Raw genomic sequence first — 17,628 nt, 5'->3', positions numbered from 1 at the left:
CGAAATGGGCCGAAAATATTGCTTTTTGTTGGCGATTGCGGATGAATCAGGAAGAAAAGCAACGAAAAGGCTCTAAAGCGTTGCTTTTCTTCCTGATTGTGGCTGTAACCTGTGGAAAAAGCACCAAAACGGCCCCGAAAAGGTGCTTTTCTCACAGAGTTGTGGGCGAACCAGTGGGAAAAGCATCAAAATGGGGCTGGAATGGTGCTTTTCCCACAGGTGGGTGGGGTGGGACACCAAAAGCCCGGGCCTGCCTACAGCAGCGCGATGAGCTGGTCGGTGTGCTCCTGGGTGGTGGCCCAGCTGGTGCAGATGCGCATCACCGTGTGCGTGTCGTCGTACTTCTCCATGAAGTCCATGCGGACGTCCCGGCTCAGCCGCTCGATGGTCGGCTGGTCCATCACCACGGGAATCTGGTTGGTCGGCGCGTCGTGGGGGAGCAGGTAGCCCTTGGCCGTCAGCGCGGCGCGAATCTGCGCGGCCATGTCGTTGGCGTTCTGCGCGATCCTGGTGTAAAGCCCGTCGGTGAAGAGCGTGTCGAACTGGAGCCCGAGCAGCCAGCCCTTGGCCAGCAGCGCCCCATGCTGCTTGATCTGGGTGAGGAAGTGCGATGGCGTGTTGTGCTTGGTGAAGACCACGGCCTCGCCGAACAGCGCGCCCACCTTGGTGCCGCCGATGTAGAAGACGTCGGTGATGCGCGCGATGTCCTCGAGCGTCAGGTCAGTGCCCTCGGCGGTCAGCCCGTAGCCGAGCCGCGCCCCGTCGAGGAAGAGCGGCATGTCGTATTTATGCGCCACGTCGGCGATCGCCGTGAGCTCGGCCTTGGAGTAGAGCGTGCCATATTCGGTGGGGTGCGAGAGGTAGACGCAGCCAGGGAAGACCATGTGGGTGTGGTTGCCGTCGGCGTAGAAGTCGGCGCAGAGCCGCTCGAGGTCGGCGGCGTCGATCTTGCCGTCGTGGCCCGGCACGGTGAGCACCTTGTGGCCGGTGGCCTCGATGGCGCCCGCCTCGTGGACGTTGACGTGCCCGTTGGTGGCGGCCACCACGCCGGCGTAGGCGGGGGTGATGGTGTCGATGACGGTCTGGTTGGTCTGCGTGCCTCCCACCAGCAGCCACACGTCGGCATCGGGGCAACCGCAGGCCTCGCGGATCTTCTGCTTGGCCGAGGCGGTGTATTTGTCGGAGCCGTAGCCCGGCAGCTGCTCCATGTTGGTCTCGGCCATGCGCTTGAGGATCTGCGGATGCGCGCCCTCGCTGTAGTCATTGACAAAATTCAGCATTGTTCCTCGGCTTCTCTCTATCGGGTTGGTGGGTTGCTTGTTGCTTTCATCATAGAAACACCGTGGCCCGGCATCGTTTGCGTGTCGCATGGATGCCGGGCCGAGCGAGAGGTGGGTGGGAGTTATATGGGATAGTCACACAGAGCCGTGTGCCATATGACTATTACTGGACTCCTAAGCTTTGCCGCTTTTATTCGCTCATCGTCTTCTTGTCTTCGGTGATGCCGCGCTCGTCGTTCATCGTCGCGAAGTTGAGACCGATGAGGATGCCGCCGCCCACGAGGTTGCCGAGAATGGCCACGCAGATGACGAGAATCGCCTTCCACGCGTTGATGGCCCCGTGCATGCCGAGGATGAGGAACATCGCGGAATCCGCCACTGAGTGCTCGAAGCCGCAGAAGGTGAAGACGAGCACCGCGACCACCATGATGATGCACTTGGTGAAATCGTTGGAAAGTTTGCCGTTATAGACCATCAGCATGGCGATGTTGATGCAGAAGTTGCAGAAGATTGCGCGCACGAAGAGGTCGCCGACGCCGCCCGCGGAGTTGAGGTAGGCGAGCTTGGTGTTGGCGGCGGCGAGCATCGCGTCGTAGCCGGCGCCGGAGACGATGGTGGAGAAGCGCAGGATGACGGCCACGATGAGCGCGCCCAGCAGGTTGCCGAGCAGGCACAGTCCCAGCAGCTTCAGCGACTTGCCCCAGCCGATGCGCTTGTGGTAGGCCCCGATGCTCACCACCATCATGTTGGAGGTCAGGAGCTCGGAGTTCGTGTAGTAGATGAGCACGAGCGCCCAGCCGAACGTGGTGCCGGCCAGCACCTTGCCCGCCAGCAGCAGCCCCGGCCCGCCCTTGGAGGCGGCCCCCATCATCACCCAGAACGCCGTGAAGAAGACGCCCACGAGGATGCCGGCCATGGCGGCGCGCTGGATGTAGCGGCCGATCATCTTGCCGGTCATGGTCTTCTTGTTGTCGAGCACCTCGAGCACGGTGGAGATGAACGCCCTGCCGGGGAAGAGCGGCTTGGTCTCCTCGGCCCTTTTGGCGGCGGCGATCTCCGGGTTGACGATTGGTTGGGATTGTTCGCTCATGCTTTGTCTGTCTTCTCTCTTGTGTTCGGAAACGGGCGCGTTGATATTGGACGATTGGCCCGTTGTGTTCTGTGGTGTCCTGTTTGCTTGCGCTAAATCAAGATAAAGTCCCAGAACCTCATTATGGGCCTTTGGCTTTTCCCGTTGGTAAGGAATACGCCGTTTTGTTAGGTAGAACACATATTAAATGTGACGAACCATACAAAATTACATTAAGGAAGAGCGTATACTTTCATTATTTTTTGAGACATAAAACTATTGACAAGTCTCAAAATGTGTTTATCGTGCAAGCCATATTACGACAATCAGTCGGTAGATGAAGGATTTGATGGCCAACTTGCAGGAGACGGCGCTCGCGGTGGTGGGCGCGGGCGCCGTCGGATGTGCGGTGTTGGTGGTCATTCAGTTGTGGTTGGTGGTGAGCGGCGTGGTGGTTGGCGGGCCGGTGTCGGAGTCAGTGGCGTTGGCGCTTGCGTTGGGCGTAGGCTCCGGTGGTGACGGCCAGCACGGCGACCACGGCGAAGCCGATGAGCCCGTTGGCCTGCCAGTGGTGGCCGGTGAGCGGCAGCTTGTTGACGGTGTCGTGGCGGAGACGGATGCCGACGCTGGTCTTGTTGGCCTTGTTCTCGTAGCCGGCCGGTTTCGCCGGGTTGATGCCGCTGCCGTCGGCGTTGTCCCACAAGGTCACGGTGACCTCGCTGCCGTCGAGGGGCTGGCTGGCGGGCACGTCCACACTGAATGTGCCGTCGGCCTGGGTGACGATCGAGCCGGACGTGCCGGCCTCGAGCGGCGTGCCGTCGGCCTTGGCGCCGGAGGTGGTGTGGTCGGGCCAGGTGATGGTGACCCGGTCGCCGGCCTCAACGGTGCGGTTGGGCTGGGCGGTCGCGTTGCTACTGGTCCATGCGGTGCCTGTGATGGTGGCTTGGACGCCCGGGGCGCTGGACGGGGCGCGCTTCGAGATGCGCGTGTTGACCAGTGCGGGCGCGACGGTGTCGATGGTGAGCTTGGTGCGCGGAGCGGATTCGGCCGAGACCGAGTTGTCCGCCTGGGTGAGCGTGCTGGTGAACCAGTAGGACACGCCCGAGCCGACCTTGTCGTCGGGATATGGGTTTGTGGCGGTCGTGTAGGTGATGCCCCATGGGGCGTCGTTGGGAGCGGTGGCTGTGATAGCGGTCGCAGCGGCGGTCTCTTTGGCGGGACCGTGCGTGCCGCCGGTCTCGGTGGAGTATGGGTAGAGGGTGAACTTGTCGCCGGTCAGCGTGCCACCGGGCACGATTCCTCCCACGGTCACGGTTCCGTCAGTATGCGGTGTGGCTTTGCTGATGGGAGGCGCTGTGGGAGTCTGCCAGAGCGCGGTGAGTATGCCACCGGGGACTGAATAAGGGACAATTGACCCGGGTGCGTACCCTCCATTGTCTGCGTTCCTCCATCCTATGAATCTGTGGCCAGGATTGTTAGTTGGAGTGCACATTGTGGTGAATGGCATGGCTTCGCCATCGTCGCAGGCACCCGAATAATGTGTGCTGACCAGGTAAATCCATTCGGGGCTGGGGAACCGGCCCGGTGTCATGTTGTTCGTGTCGCTTATACCGTGTATCCATGCAGTCTGGGCAAAGTTCTCGTAGATTGGTGATGTATCATTAACATCTCCAGATTGTCTCATTGGCGAGTTGTAATTCCAATAGGTCACAAATTGACAATTAATTCGACATTCCAATCTATTAGTTGTTTCGTGTGATGTAGTGAAATCAATGGTGGGTCCGACCTTGATTCGGTAGAGTTTCGGACAGTTCTCGAACATTTGAGACTGGTTGAGAATGCTCGGTGTTAATCCTAAATCACTGTGCTTACCAAGAGCGCGCATATCCCAGTTGCTGATGTCCAAGGACTCAAGGTTGGCGCAGTTCTGGAACATGAAGCGCATGTCAGTGACATTATGGGTGTCCCAGCTTGACAAGTCCAGAGTCTTGCCGTTGGGCGTGATACGAGCGTCCGGCAGAGGGGCTTGCTCGCCTACCAGTGCCGTGTCGTTTTGGAACATGCTGTTCATGTTCGTTACCAACCCTGTGCGCCAGTCGTGCACATCGCCAATTGTGGTTAGTTTGGTGTCGTTCTGGAACATGTAACTCATATCATTGACCTGATTGACGTTCCAGCTGGAAAGATTCAAGGAGGTCAAGCCAATAGTTCCGTTGAACATGTAGCTCATGTCGGTGACGTGGCTGGTGTCCCATTTGTCGCCGTCGTGAGTGAGATCGAGGCTGGTGAGCTTGGCATCCTTATAGAGCATATATTTCATGTTGGTGGCGCTGTGGGTGTCCAGCTCGCCGAGGCCGGTGATGGTCTCCAGCAGCGGTGCGTTCTGGAACATGCGTCCGAAGTTGGTGGCTTGGCTGGTGTCGAGCTGGGTGACGTCGGCGATGCGCAGGTTGGGCAGGTTGTAGCCGTCGAAAAGGCCGTAGCCGTCAAGCATCTTGACCTTGGGCTGGCCGGGGGCGGGCGTGTTGACGACGAGTTTGCTGACGCCGGGTTCTTTCCAAGGGATGGGCGCGTCGCCGTCCTCGCGCTGCCCGTAGTCGGGGATGGTGCCCTTCTCCAGTTCGAGCACGCAGTCGGTGGTGCCGTCGTGGTTGTCGGTGGGTGTTTCCCTCCAGTGCAGGGGGTCGGTGCCGCCGGGCCAGGTGTGCTCGCCGGGCTGGCCGCAGCGGATGAGTTTCACGCAACCGTCGAACATGTGGTTGGTGGCGCTGTTGATGCCGTTGGGTATCTCGAGGCCGGGCACGCCGATGGTGGTGAGTTCGGCGTCGTTGGTGAACATGTAGTCCATGTTGGTCACGCCGCTGGTGTCCCATTTGCCGCCGTGATGGCTGAGATCGACTTTGCTCAGTTTGTCGCAGCCGTTGAACATGTAGCTCATGTCGGTGGCGCTGCCGGTGGCCCAGTTGTCGATGCCGGTGACGGTGGTGAGGTTGGTATCGCCGTTGAAGATGTAGCCCATGAGGGTGGCGCCGGTGGGGTCGAGCCCGCTGACGTCGGCGGTCGTGAGCCCGGTGAGTTTCTCGAACAGCCCCCAGAGGGTGGTGGGTGCCTTGACTCCGTCATCGATTTTGACTTTGGTGATTCGGGGATCCTGGTTCCAAGGCACGTTGGTGGTGTCGTCGGTGCCGTAGTTGGGCACGGTGCCGCTTTCCAGCTCGAGGACGCACGCTGAATGCTCGATGGTACCGGTGAGGGTTTCCTTCCAATGCAGGGGGTCGGTCGTACCCCATGTATGTTCACCCGGCAGATTGCAGCGGATGAGTTTTGTACAATAGTCGAACATGTGGTTCGTCTTGCTGTCGACAGTGGGAGGAACGTCGAGACCCGGTATACCGATGGTGACAAGCTCAACATCTCCGTAGAACATGTAGTCCATAGCGTTGACGTGGCTGGTGTCCCATTTGTTGCCGTTTTTGGTCAGGTCGAGCTTGGAAAGTTTGGGACATTGAGAGAACATGTTACGCATGTCGGCAACGTGACTGGTGTCCCAACTTTCTAGGCCAGTAATGGTAGTGAGGTTGGGCTGGCTAGCGAAGAAATCCTTGAGAGTGGTGGTGCCGCTTATATCGAGATTGCCGACATCGGCGTTTTTCAGGTTGCCGATAAGACTCGGATCTGTGGTGAACAACCCGGGACTGTTGGTTGTGGTCGTGTGGCCGGAAACGATGAGTTTTGTGTAAGAAGTGTCGAAACGCCATGGAATATCATTGTAATTTGTGGTTGGTGGGATATCGCCGCTTTCCAATTCAAGCACGCAGTCGGTGGTGCCATCGGTGTTATCGACTGCGTGTTCGTTCCAATTGAGGGTTTTCCCGCTTGCCGTCCACTTGTGTTCGCCTCGTTGTTTGCAAAGGACAAGTTTGGTGCATCTGTCAAACATCTTTGTTTGGATTGCGCTCGGAGGGATTTCAAGACCCGGGCCACCGATAGTCGTGAGTTCAGCGTCACCGAAGAACATAAAGTACATGTTGGTGACTTTGCCGGTATCCCATTTCTTATCGTGCTTGCTGAGATTGAGCCGTTTGAGTTTGTAACACCAGCCGAACATCTGGTACATGGTTGTGACGTTGCTGGTGTCCCAATTCTCGATACCGGGGATTTCGGTGAGGTTGATGTCGCCTTGGAACGTACCGATCATGTTGGTGACTTTGCTGGTGTCCCATTGTTCGAGGCCGGTGATGCTGGTGAGATTGGATTGCTCTTTGAACAGTGTCTCAAGGGTGGTGGCCCCGCTGGTGTCTAGGTTGGCAACGTCGGCGCTCTTCAACGCACTGCTGGAATTTCCAGCAAACAACGACGGATTGTTGGTTGTGGTTACGTGTCCCGAGACAACAATTTTGGTGTATGTAACGTCTCCATACCATGGAATCGCCGCAGCGTTGGCACCGGTTGCGGGTATATCTCCGCTTTCCAGCTCCAACACGCAGTCATCGCCGTCGACGTGCTCGTTCCAACTCAGGTTTCCCCACATATGTTCACCGGAGTTCTGGCAAATGACAGATTGCGGCCCCACGGTGGGCTGGGATCTGGTCAACGTGGATGAAGATGATTCCACGGGTGACTGATCTGAGGGGAGACTTGGGTTTTGTCGGGAAGTGCCAGTGGAGTTCTGTGAGAGCGATTCTCCTGCGTCAGACGAAGGCGACGACGGAGAAAGTTCGGACTTGGGCGAGGGAACGCTTTCTAGACTTAGATTTTGCGGGGGGGGGTGATTTCGTTGCTATTTTCGTTGGCGCCCGCCAAAGGTGATGTTATGGCCAAAGCGAGGACGGCGGAGATGGCCGTGAAAGCGCAGATGATGCGATTGCGTCCAGCCATGAAAATACCGTTTCCTTTCCGATAACTCTTGTACTATTAAATAGCAATAACAGGTCAAATTGTAACATTAAGTATGACTAAACTCACCAAAATTTCCGAAAAGTATGACGAATCTGAGGGAAGTGTTGCTTAAATCGGTCTGCGGGTAGCGACTCGCTAATCGGGACTTTGGGGTCACTTTTTGACCTCAAACCCGGGGTAACGGAGACAATCAACGTGACGAACGATTGCGACGAATATTCCAGTGGATGGCAAAATATATTTCGCAGCGGAATCAGCATGTCGCAAAGACAGCGTCGTTCGCTCACACGCGCGAGTTTTGCTGGCTGATCGATTCGTGGGCGGCAACAATCATGAGGCCGAGGAGGCGGAGGCGGACCGGATGCGAAAAATCCTCGGAACGTTGACATTCCGAGGATTTGGTGGGGTGGATAACGCGGTTCGAACGCGCGACCTTCTGAACCACAATCAGATGCTCTACCTGCTGAGCTATATCCACCATGGAGTGCGCTCAACCAATTCCTCAAGGGGTCATCGGCTTTCACGCAACAGATAAGTACTATACATGATTCCTCAGACCTTGTGCATACGGCGCGTCGAAACTATCCGAACCCGCTGCCAATCATCCAAATTGTCTAAATCGCCCAAGGCTGGACGAGCGATTATCTCGAGTATCTGAGCGGGACACGCCCAAGAATTCGTACCGTGCCGGAATACGGGGGATAGGCGAGGCGCAGCGTGTCGGGGCGGAGCGGCTTCGACGTCACGGTTTTGACGTGGCTGAATTCAAGGAAGCCGCGATGGCCGTGGTAGGCGCCCATGCCGGAAGCTCCGACGCCGCCGAAGGGGAGGCGGTTGGAGAGCAGGTGGCCGAGCGGCAGGTTGAATCCGAGCGCGCCCGAGGTGGTGTGGCGCTCGAAAAGCCGGCGCGTGGCCTTGGAGCGCGTGAAGACATACAGCGCCAGCGGTTTCGGGCGTTTGTTGATGAACGCCACGGCCTCGCGTGCGTCGCGGACGGTGAGGATCGGCAGGATCGGGCCGAAGATCTCCTCCTGCATCACCGGCGCGTCCGGGAGCACGTCGGTGAGCACGGTGGGCGCGATATACAGGTCGTCTCGGTCCGTTTGGCCTCCGCAAAGCACATGCCCGCGCTCGGAATGGCTGGCATCGGGCAGCAGGGCGCTGAGCCTGTCGAACTGCTTGACGTTCACGATTCGTCCGTAACTCGTCGAGGAGGCCGGATCGTCGCCGAAGAAACGACGGATGGCCGACGCCACCAAATCGGCGAGTTCGCTGGCCACATCGGGGGTGGCGAGCACGTAGTCCGGGGCCACGCAGGTCTGCCCGGCGTTGATGAAGCGACCCCAGGCGATGCGGTTGGCGGTGCGGGGCAGATCGGCGCTGGCGTCCACGAACACCGGCGATTTGCCGCCAAGCTCCAGCGTGACGGGAGTGAGCTGCCTGGCCGCCGCCTGCATTACGATCGAGCCGACGCGGCCGTTACCCGTGTAGAAGATATGGTCGAAGGGCCGCTTCAGCAGCGCCGTGGTCTCGGGCACGGCCCCTTGCACGACGGCGATGGCACGGTGGTCCATATATTCCGGGATGACGCGAGCCAGCAACGCGCTGGTTTCGGGCGCGAGTTCCGAGGGTTTGAGACACACGCAGTCGCCGGCCGCGATGGCGTCGACCATCGGCTGCAGGCTCAGCAGCACCGGGTAGTTCCACGGCGAGATGACCAGAGCCACGCCTTTGGGTTCGGCGACCGTCCAGCTCGTGGCGGGCTGCATGAGCAGCGGCATGACTTTGTGCCGCCGTCGCGTCCAAAGGCGCAGGCGTGGCTTGGCGAATTTGATTTCGTCGAGCACCAGCTTGATCTCCATGAGCCCTGTTTCCGCGGCGGGTTTGCCAAGGTCATGCAGCACCGCTGCTTCGAGGGCCTGCGCGTTGTCGGCGAGCATGCGTCGCATCGCGTCCAGCTGCTGCTCGCGCCACGCCAAGGGGCGGGTGAGGCCCGACGCGAACGCACGGTGCAGATTGGCGACGGTTTCTTCAATATCCATGGTCATGGCGCTGTTTGCCTGTTGTGATTCGCCGCTTCGCATGTCGCTGCCTCGCCTATCCATATCGGTACTCGTATATTCATTGTCGCCCCCGGCCATGTCCTCATGCTGACAGAAGCCGGGGGGGGTTGATGGAATAGCAAAGGACGCGGATTCAATACGCATGAATCCGCGTCCCAATACCTATTCGCTGTTATTCAGCTTTGCGAGTCCTGCCGAGCCTCGCTCAGGCTTTCTCATCGATCTTCACGATCGGGTCGAAATAGCGCAGCTTGGTGTAGTCCACGTTGCCGCCGTCGGTGATCGCCAGGTCGGGGATCGAGGTGATCGGCAGGAACGAGAGGTAGAAGAGCGGGTCGGGCAACTGGCTGCCCAGCGCCTCGGCCGCCTTCTTGAGCTCGATTTCCTTGGCCGCCAGCTCCTCGGGCGTGTCGTCGGTGGTGATGCTGCCGATGGGGAGCTTGAGCAGCGCCTTCACCTCGCCGTCCGCGACGACCACCTGTCCGCCGCCGCATTCGATGAGCGTGTTGGCGGCCAGCGCCATGTCGTCGGTGCTCATGCCGGCAACCACCAGATTGTTGTCGTCCGGCGCCACCGACGTGGCGATCGCCCCGTGCTTGATGCCCCATCCGGAGATGAAGCCGCGGGCGTGGTTACCGTTGACGCCGTAGCGTTCGATCACCGAGACCAGCGCCGTGTCCTTATCGACGCTGGGCCGCACCGAGCCGCCGCGCACATCCAGCACGACGTCCTTGCGCTTGCGCACGAACGGGCCAACGCTGTGGATGGTCGCCACGGTGGCCTCGCCCTCGCCTGATCCGGCAGTATCAACGCGATACTCGAAATCGCCGGCGGCCAACGGAGCGTGGTGCAGCGCCCCCTGCAGGCTCGCGCTGCGCTGCGGCGGCACGAAATCGGCCACCGTCTTGCCTTCGAGCGTCACGATCTCGCCCTTGCTGATCACGGTCTCCACGTTGAAGGTGCCCGGCTGGTCGACCAGCAGAATATCGGCGTCCTTGCCCGGTGCGATCGAGCCGACGCGGTCGTCGATATGGTAGGCCTCGGCCCCGTTGATCGATCCCATCTGGATGGCGGTCATGGGGGAGACCCCGGCGTTGATGGCCAGGCGCACCATGTGGTCGAGGTGGCCGTGCTCCAAGACGTCGCGCGCGTTGACGTCGTCGGTGCAGAAGCTCGTGTGCCGCGCCATGCCGGGCGCGCCCTCGGTGATGGCGCGGATGTTCTCGGCCAGGAACTTGGTGACGGACGACTCGCGGATGACGACGTGCACGCCCTTGCGCGCCTTCTCCAGGAACTCCTCGTGGCTGTAGCTCTCGTGGTCGACGTGCACGCCGCTCATGAGAAACTGGTTGAGCCCGATGCCTCGCGCCATGGGCGAGCAGCCGAAGACCGGCTTGTGCAGGCCCTGCGCCACGCTGATGGCCTTCAAGGTGTCCGGATCCTTCAGCGCCACGGATTCGCGCACGGTCTCCCACACCCCGAAGCAGCGGTGCTTGGGCTGCCAGCGCTCGTGGTCGGCGGCCCCGACGTTGTAGGAGATGGTCGATTCGGGAATCGTGTACGGGGTCTTGTAGGGCAGTCCCCAGAACACCTTGAGCGGGATGCCGTCGATCTCCTTGAAGATCTCCTCCAGGCCGTCGAGCCCGATGGCCGAGATGTATTCGTCAAGCCCGGAGACGATGCTCGTCGTGCCGTGCGGGACGACGGCCTGGGCGAAGCGCGTCATGCTCAGCTTGCTGCATTCGACGTGGATGTGTCCGTCGATCAGGCCGGGGGCCAGGTATTTGCCGGTCGCGTCGATATGCGTGGTGTCGGGCCCGACGTAGGCCGAGACGTCCGGATCGACGGCCACGATGCGCTCGTGCCAGACGGCCACGTCCGCCGGATAGTATTCGCCGGTGTCCACATTGACCAGCGTGCCATGCTCGATCACGAGGTCCGCGGGTGTCTTCGCGGCCCCGGCGTCGATGTATTCTCCCAATTGCTCAACGGTTGTCATAGCGTCCTTCTTCGTTCGCTTGCACGATTTTTGGTCGTGTGTTCAGTCGTGTGTTTATTGGTGTGTTCGGTCGCGTCGGCGCGTCCGTCGGGAAAGTCCCTCATATCCGTCACCATACAGGAACCTTCAGGATATCGGCGCCGGCGCGAAAGGCGTTGGGCCGGTCAGGCGATATTGCCGCCCGGCACGATGGTGAGGATATAGAGCAGCAGGATGAAGACCACCATCATCACCCACATCATCGGGTTGACCTCCTTGCGCCTGCCCGCCGCGGTCATGAGGATCGGGTAGGTGAGGAAGCCGAAGGCGATGCCGTAGGAGATGTTGTAGGTCAGCGGCATGCCGACGATGACCAGGAAGGCCGGCATGGCCGTCTCGAAGGTGTCCCACTCGATCTGCTTGAGCGCCGAGGCCATCAGCACGCCGACGATGATGAGCGCGGGGGCCGTCACCTGGCTGGTCACCACGGTGAGCAGCGGCGAGAAGAACATGCTCAGTATGAAGAGCACGCCGGTGGTCAGCGCCGTCAGGCCCGTGCGGCCGCCGATGGCGATGCCCGCGGACGATTCGACGTAAGCCGAGGTGGCCGTGGTGCCCATCACCGAGCCGGTGAGCATGGAGATGGAGTCGGCCATGAGCGCCCGGCCGATGCGCGGCATCTTGTTGTCCTTCATGATGCCGGCCTGCTGGGCCAGGCCGATGAGTGTGCCGGTGGTGTCGAAGAAGGCGACGAGCAGGAATATCAGCGTCACCGCCCACATCTGCGGGTCAGTCAGGGACGGCAGGTTCATCACGCCGGCGCCGAAGGTGGGCTTGAGGCTCGGGGCCAGCGAGACGATGGCGCTCGGCGGCTTGATGAGCCCGGTGCAGAGCCCGAGTATGGTGGTGGCGACCAGGCCGATGAAGATGGAGCCGGGCACCTTGCGGGCCATCAGGATGCCGATGACGAAGATGCCGAAGATGGTCAGCCATGTGGTCGGCACGGTGAAGGAGCCGATGGAGACCAGCGAGGACTTGTTGCCCACCACCAGGCCGCCCTCCTGCAGGCCGACGAAGGCGATGTAGATGCCGATGCCGGCCGCCATCGCGAGCTTCAGGTCCTTGGGGATCGCGTCGACGATCTTCTCGCGGATCTTGAAGATCGAGAGCAGCGTGAAGATGATGGCCGCCACGAAGACGCCCGCCATCGCCTTCTGCCAGGCGATGCCCATGCCGAGCACCACCGAGTAGGCGAAGAAGGCGTTGTCGCCCAGGCCAGGCGCGATGGCGATGGGGTAGTTGGCCAGGAAGGCCATCAGCACGCAGCCAAGCACGGCCGAGAGCGCCGTCGCGGTGAAGACGGCCCCCTTGTCCATGCCGGCGTCGCCGAGAATGCTGGGGTTGACGAAGAGGATATAGGCCATAGAAACAAAAATCGTCAGGCCTGCGAGCATTTCGCGCCTGACGTTGGTATGGAGTTCCTCTAGATGGAAGGTCCGATCCAAAATACCATTGAATCGTTGTAGGTAGGTATGGTTTTGGGGTTGGTTGTTGGTTTCCATATTCGTCTTGCGCATCAAATGACGATCCTATCTTTTGGGTAGATAAAGGAGATTGACGGATACGGGCACCATTGTTGCGCAAGCGGCGTACAGAATTTTGCGACATGCCAATTTTGTCCATTATTTGATACGCATCATCTCATTGCCTCGCCGGCGCGACCAGAAGATACGGCCCGTCACCCATAATGGACATTGTCGTGTTGAGAGCGGTTTCTCGGGCGACGTAGTTGACAAGTGATGTACAAGTGATTCAATCGCCGATTCCACATTGGAGGCATCGTTCAACCATGACCAAAGTGACACGTGAATTCATCGACGGACTGCCCAAGGCCGAGCTCCATCTCCATATCGAGGGCACGCTGGAGCCCGAGCTCAAGCTCAAGCTCGCCAAGCGCAACCACGTCGACATCGGGCAGACCACCATCGAGGAGGTCCGCAAGACCTACCAATACGATGACCTGGCCTCGTTCCTCGCCGTCTATTATCCGGCCATGGACGTCCTGCAGCATGAGCAGGACTTCTACGACCTGGCCTTCGACTACCTGCGCCGCGCCGCAGCCAACAACATCCGCCACGTCGAGATCTTCTTCGACCCCCAGGCCCACACGAGCCGCGGCATCCCCTTCGCCACCGTCATCAACGGGCTGCACCGCGCCATCGTCGATGCCCGCGCGATGAACGTCGACGCCGATCTGGTGATGTGCTTCCTGCGTGACTTCTCCAAGGAATCGGCCCGCAAGACGCTGCTTGAGGCCATGCCGTTCAAGGATTGGATCCTCGGCGTCGGCCTGGACTCCGACGAGCACAACAACCCGCCGCTCAAGTTCGCCCGCCAGTACGAGGACGCCGCGGCCGCCGGACTGCACCTGACGGCCCACTGCGACATCGACCAGGTCGGCTCGATCGACCACATCCGCCAGGCTCTCGAGATCATGGGCGTGGAGCGCATCGACCACGGCACCAACATCGTCGAGGACCCGGATCTCGTCGCGTTCGTGGCCAACCACGGCATCGGCATGACCACCTGCCCGCTCTCCAACTCCTTCGTCAGCCCCGAGATGAAGGGCGACGAGATCAAGGAGCTTTTGGGCAAGGGCGTCAAGGTCTGCGTCAACTCCGACGACCCGGCCTACTTCGGCGGCTACGTCAACGACAACTACGCCGCCCTGGCCGACCAGTTCAGCCTCACCCGCGACCAGGTCATCCAGATCGCCCGCAACTCCTTCGATGTCTCCTGGATCAGCGACGAGAAGAAGGCCCTCTACCAGGCCCAGATCGACGACTACATCGCCAACAACTGATTGATTGCGCCGGGCGCGTCTCGAGCGCTCCTGATGTATTGACTAAACCGGCCGGGATTCCACGAGAGATCGAAAACATCGCGGGATCCCGGCCGGTTTGTTCGTCCCAAACCGCGTTGTCGCGCGGCGGGTGTTATAATGTCAACTTGTGTGTGCCAATGGCATGCCTTATGTGATAGGCGTGGGCGATTGGGATATCCCGGAACTCGTGAGATTGCGCGTAGCGATACGGCGGCAGGAGAGTGACGGGCCATCGGGCCGGTGGACAGTGGCTTTCTTACCGATTCGTCGGGGGATGCCGCGGTGTGGCGGCTCCACAGAGGAAACAATGGTTAACGAATCGGAGAATCGAAGTTGCCTACTATAGAACAACTCGTCCGTAAAGGACGTAAGGCCAAGCCGAAGAAGTCCAAGACTTTGGCCCTCAAGGGAAGCCCGCTGCGTCGTGGCGTGTGCACGCGTGTGTACACCACCACCCCGAAGAAGCCGAATTCCGCGTTGCGTAAGGTTGCCCGTGTGCGCCTGAGCTCCGGCATCGAAGTCACCGCCTACATTCCGGGCGAGGGCCACAACCTGCAGGAGCACTCCATCGTGCTCGTGCGCGGTGGCCGTGTGAAGGATCTTCCTGGTGTGCGTTACCACATCGTGCGCGGCGCGCTCGATACCCAGGGTGTTAAGGACCGTAAGCAGGCTCGTTCCCTGTACGGCGCAAAGAAGGCGAAGTAAGAGATATGTCACGTAAAGGACCCTCCAAGAAGCACCAGCTGCTCCCTGATCCGATCTACGGCTCGACCGTGGTGGCGCAGCTCATCAACAAGATCCTGCTCGACGGCAAGAAGGCCATCGCCGAGGACATCGTCTATTCGGCGCTCGACATGGTCAAGGCCAAGACCGACCAGGAGCCCGTCTCCGTCCTGAAGCGCGCGCTCGACAACATCCGTCCGTCCCTCGAGGTCCGCTCCCGCCGTGTCGGTGGCGCCACCTACCAGGTCCCGGTCGAGGTCAAGCCCAACCGCGCCAACGCGCTGAGCCTTCGCTGGCTCACCGATTTCTCCCGCAAGCGCCGTGAGAAGACGATGGCCGAGCGTCTCGCCAACGAGATCCTCGACGCGTCCAACGGCCTCGGTGCTTCGGTGAAGCGCCGCGAGGACACCCACAAGATGGCCGAGGCCAACAAGGCCTTCGCGCACTATCGCTGGTAATTAAGAGATTTCGAAAGCGTAAGGAATATTTATGGCACTCGATGTGCTCAGTGACCTCAATGAGGTCCGTAACATCGGCATCATGGCTCACATTGATGCCGGTAAGACCACGTGTACGGAGCGAATCCTCTACTACACCGGTAAGAACTACAAGATCGGCGAGACGCACGAAGGCGCTTCGACCATGGACTTCATGGCCCAGGAAAAGGAACGCGGCATCACCATTCAGTCCGCTGCGACCACCTGCTTCTGGAACCGTCAGACCCATGATCCCGACAAGAAGTTCCAGATCAACATCATCGACACCCCCGGCCACGTGGACTTCACTGCCGAGGTGGAGCGTTCGCTCCGTGTGCTCGATGGCGCCGTCGCCGTCTTCGATGGCAAGGAGGGCGTGGAGCCCCAGAGCGAGACCGTGTGGCGCCAGGCCGACAAGTACGGCGTGCCGCGCATCTGCTTCATCAACAAGATGGACAAGCTCGGTGCCGACTTCTACTACTCCGTCGACACCATCAAGAAGAAGCTCGGAGCCACCCCGCTGGTCGTCCAGCTGCCGATCGGCGCCGAGAACGACTTCGTCGGCATGGTCGACCTGATCCGCATGAAGGCGTACGTCTGGAAGGACGTCACCAGCGATCTGGGCGCCCACTACGACACCGTCGACATCCCCGATGACTTGAAGGACAAGGCCGCGGAATACCGCGAGACCCTGCTCGACCAGGTCGCCGAGTCCGACGATGACCTGATGGAGAAGTACCTCGAGTCCGGCGAGATGAGCGACGAGGAGATCCGCGCTGGCATCCGCAAGCTCACCATCGAGCGCAAGGCCTACCCGGTCCTCTGCGGCTCCGCCTTCAAGGACAAGGGCATCCAGCCGCTGCTCGACGCGGTGGTTGACTACCTGCCGAGCCCTGAGGACGTCCCCGCCATCGTCGGCTTCGAGCCCGGTGACGAGTCCAAGGAGATCGACCGCAAGCCGACCATGGATGATCCGTTCGCCGCCCTGGTCTTCAAGATCTCGACCCACCCCTTCTATGGCAAGCTCGTGTTCGTGCGTGTCTACTCCGGCGCCATCAAGCCCGGCGACACCGTGCTCGACTCCACCAAGGACAAGAAGGAACGCGTCGGCAAGATCTTCCAGATGCACGCCGACAAGGAGAACCCGGTCGACGCCGCGGAGGCTGGCAACATCTACACGCTCGTGGGCCTGAAGAACGTCTCCACCGGCGACACGCTGTGCGCCGAGAAGTCTCCGATCTCGCTCGAGTCCATGACCTTCCCCGATCCTGTGATCGAGGTCGCCGTGGAGCCCAAGACCAAGGCCGACCAGGAGAAGATGTCGATCGCGCTGGCGAAGCTCGCCGACGAGGATCCGACCTTCCAGGTCAAGACCGACGAGGAGAGCGGCCAGACGCTGATCTCCGGCATGGGTGAGCTCCAGCTCGACATCATCGTCGACCGTATGCGCCGCGAGTTCAAGGTCGAGTGCAACGTGGGCAACCCGCAGGTCGCCTACCGCGAGACCATCCGCAAGGCCGTCATGAACCAGGAATACACCCACAAGAAGCAGACGGGTGGTTCCGGCCAGTTCGCGAAGGTCCTGATGAACTTCGAGCCGATTCCTCCGGAGGAGGGCAAGGACTACGAGTTCGTCAACGAGGTCACCGGCGGCCACATCACCAAGGAATTCATTCCTTCGATCGATGCTGGCGTGCAGGAGGCCATGGAGTCCGGCGTGCTCGCCGGCTTCCCGGTGGTGGGCGTCAAGGCGACCGTCACCGACGGCCAGATCCACGATGTCGATTCCTCCGAGCTCGCGTTCAAGATCGCCGGTTCCATGGCGTTCAAGACTGCCGCTCCGAAGGCCAAGCCCGTTATCCTCGAGCCGATCATGGCCGTCGAGGTCCGTACTCCCGAGGAGTACATGGGCGACGTCATGGGCGACATCAACTCCCGTCGTGGCAACATCCAGGAGATGAAGGACGCCACCGGCGTCAAGGTGATCGAGGCCAAGGTCCCGTTGAGCGAGATGTTCGGCTACATCGGCGACCTGCGCTCCAAGACCCAGGGCCGCGCGATGTTCACCATGCAGATGGACTCCTATGCGGAGGTGCCGAAGGCGGTCTCCGAGGAGATCATCAAGGCTCAGCGCGGCGAGTAATCGCTTCGCCACAAGGCGTGTTCTGTCTCCAGTCAGCGTTACTATTTTCTAGCGCTGACTGGGTTAGGGCACTTATGTGGCAGGTAACCCAGAAACCCAGTAAACTGTAGCGA

General features: G+C 60.3%; 11 protein-coding genes and 1 tRNA gene. 5 read left to right on the top strand and 7 right to left on the bottom strand.

Translation table 11 applies throughout. The features are described from left to right. Nucleotides 1-254: 254 nt before the first annotated feature. The 3 genes from OZY47_RS05460 to OZY47_RS05450 all read right to left on the bottom strand — a co-directional run bounded on the left by OZY47_RS05460 (nt 255) and on the right by OZY47_RS05450 (nt 6,037). On the bottom strand, nt 255-1,280 hold the full coding sequence (locus OZY47_RS05460) for an aminotransferase class I/II-fold pyridoxal phosphate-dependent enzyme (RefSeq protein WP_277177344.1): 1,026 nt from the start codon (nt 1,278-1,280) through the stop codon (nt 255-257). A gap of 190 nt (nt 1,281-1,470) precedes the next feature. Then, a complete protein-coding gene (locus tag OZY47_RS05455; RefSeq protein ID WP_277177343.1) occupies nt 1,471-2,370 on the bottom strand; it encodes a formate/nitrite transporter family protein in 900 nt (299 codons plus the stop codon). A 454-nt stretch (nt 2,371-2,824) separates the two neighbouring features. Further along, nucleotides 2,825-6,037, bottom strand: a complete 3,213-nt coding sequence (locus OZY47_RS05450) for a BspA family leucine-rich repeat surface protein (RefSeq protein ID WP_277177342.1) — start codon at nt 6,035-6,037, stop codon at nt 2,825-2,827. Nucleotides 6,038-6,061: 24 nt separating this feature from the next. On the opposite strand from OZY47_RS05450, the gene OZY47_RS05445 reads away from it, so the two are divergent. Further along, a complete protein-coding gene (locus tag OZY47_RS05445; RefSeq protein ID WP_277177341.1) occupies nt 6,062-6,652 on the top strand; it encodes a hypothetical protein in 591 nt (196 codons plus the stop codon). A gap of 998 nt (nt 6,653-7,650) precedes the next feature. On the opposite strand, the gene OZY47_RS05440 is transcribed toward OZY47_RS05445, so the two are convergent. The 4 genes from OZY47_RS05440 to OZY47_RS05425 all read right to left on the bottom strand — a co-directional run bounded on the left by OZY47_RS05440 (nt 7,651) and on the right by OZY47_RS05425 (nt 12,713). Beyond that, nucleotides 7,651-7,726, bottom strand: a tRNA-His gene (locus tag OZY47_RS05440). 163 nt (nt 7,727-7,889) lie between these two features. Further along, nucleotides 7,890-9,290, bottom strand: a complete 1,401-nt coding sequence (locus OZY47_RS05435) for an aldehyde dehydrogenase family protein (protein WP_277177340.1) — start codon at nt 9,288-9,290, stop codon at nt 7,890-7,892. A gap of 226 nt (nt 9,291-9,516) precedes the next feature. Then, nucleotides 9,517-11,310, bottom strand: a complete 1,794-nt coding sequence (locus OZY47_RS05430) for an adenine deaminase C-terminal domain-containing protein (RefSeq protein WP_277177339.1) — start codon at nt 11,308-11,310, stop codon at nt 9,517-9,519. Nucleotides 11,311-11,474: 164 nt separating this feature from the next. Further along, nucleotides 11,475-12,713: an NCS2 family permease gene (locus tag OZY47_RS05425; RefSeq protein ID WP_277177338.1), complete on the bottom strand. Its 1,239-nt coding sequence runs from the start codon at nt 12,711-12,713 to the stop codon at nt 11,475-11,477. A gap of 425 nt (nt 12,714-13,138) precedes the next feature. On the opposite strand from OZY47_RS05425, the gene OZY47_RS05420 reads away from it, so the two are divergent. The 4 genes from OZY47_RS05420 to fusA all read left to right on the top strand — a co-directional run bounded on the left by OZY47_RS05420 (nt 13,139) and on the right by fusA (nt 17,515). Further along, complete coding sequence (locus OZY47_RS05420) at nt 13,139-14,152, top strand: adenosine deaminase (RefSeq protein ID WP_277177337.1); 1,014 nt, start codon at nt 13,139-13,141, stop codon at nt 14,150-14,152. A gap of 354 nt (nt 14,153-14,506) precedes the next feature. Then, complete coding sequence (gene rpsL, locus OZY47_RS05415; protein ID WP_277177336.1) at nt 14,507-14,878, top strand: 30S ribosomal protein S12; 372 nt, start codon at nt 14,507-14,509, stop codon at nt 14,876-14,878. 5 nt (nt 14,879-14,883) lie between these two features. After that, entirely contained in the window at nt 14,884-15,354 is a 471-nt protein-coding gene (gene rpsG, locus OZY47_RS05410) for a 30S ribosomal protein S7 (protein ID WP_277168093.1), read from the top strand. Nucleotides 15,355-15,385: 31 nt separating this feature from the next. Continuing rightward, nucleotides 15,386-17,515, top strand: coding sequence for an elongation factor G (gene fusA / locus OZY47_RS05405; RefSeq protein WP_277177335.1), 2,130 nt, complete (start codon nt 15,386-15,388; stop codon nt 17,513-17,515). Nucleotides 17,516-17,628 lie beyond the last annotated feature (113 nt).

Source organism: Bifidobacterium sp. ESL0790 (assembly GCF_029395435.1).
Taxonomy (GTDB): domain Bacteria; phylum Actinomycetota; class Actinomycetes; order Actinomycetales; family Bifidobacteriaceae; genus Bifidobacterium.
This window is presented reverse-complemented; position numbering and strand designations above follow the sequence as displayed.

Excerpts from the sequence above, each read along its gene's own strand:
- fusA (WP_277177335.1), top strand. The coding sequence starts at position 15,386 with ATGGCACTCGATGTGCTCAGTGACCTCAATGAGGTCCGTAACATCGGC.
- OZY47_RS05420 (WP_277177337.1), top strand. The coding sequence starts at position 13,139 with ATGACCAAAGTGACACGTGAATTCATCGACGGACTGCCCAAGGCCGAG.
- rpsG (WP_277168093.1), top strand. The coding sequence starts at position 14,884 with ATGTCACGTAAAGGACCCTCCAAGAAGCACCAGCTGCTCCCTGATCCG.
- OZY47_RS05425 (WP_277177338.1), bottom strand. The coding sequence starts at position 12,713 with ATGGCCTATATCCTCTTCGTCAACCCCAGCATTCTCGGCGACGCCGGC.
- OZY47_RS05435 (WP_277177340.1), bottom strand. The coding sequence starts at position 9,290 with ATGGATATTGAAGAAACCGTCGCCAATCTGCACCGTGCGTTCGCGTCG.
- OZY47_RS05460 (WP_277177344.1), bottom strand. The coding sequence starts at position 1,280 with ATGCTGAATTTTGTCAATGACTACAGCGAGGGCGCGCATCCGCAGATC.
- OZY47_RS05430 (WP_277177339.1), bottom strand. The coding sequence starts at position 11,310 with ATGACAACCGTTGAGCAATTGGGAGAATACATCGACGCCGGGGCCGCG.
- OZY47_RS05455 (WP_277177343.1), bottom strand. The coding sequence starts at position 2,370 with ATGAGCGAACAATCCCAACCAATCGTCAACCCGGAGATCGCCGCCGCC.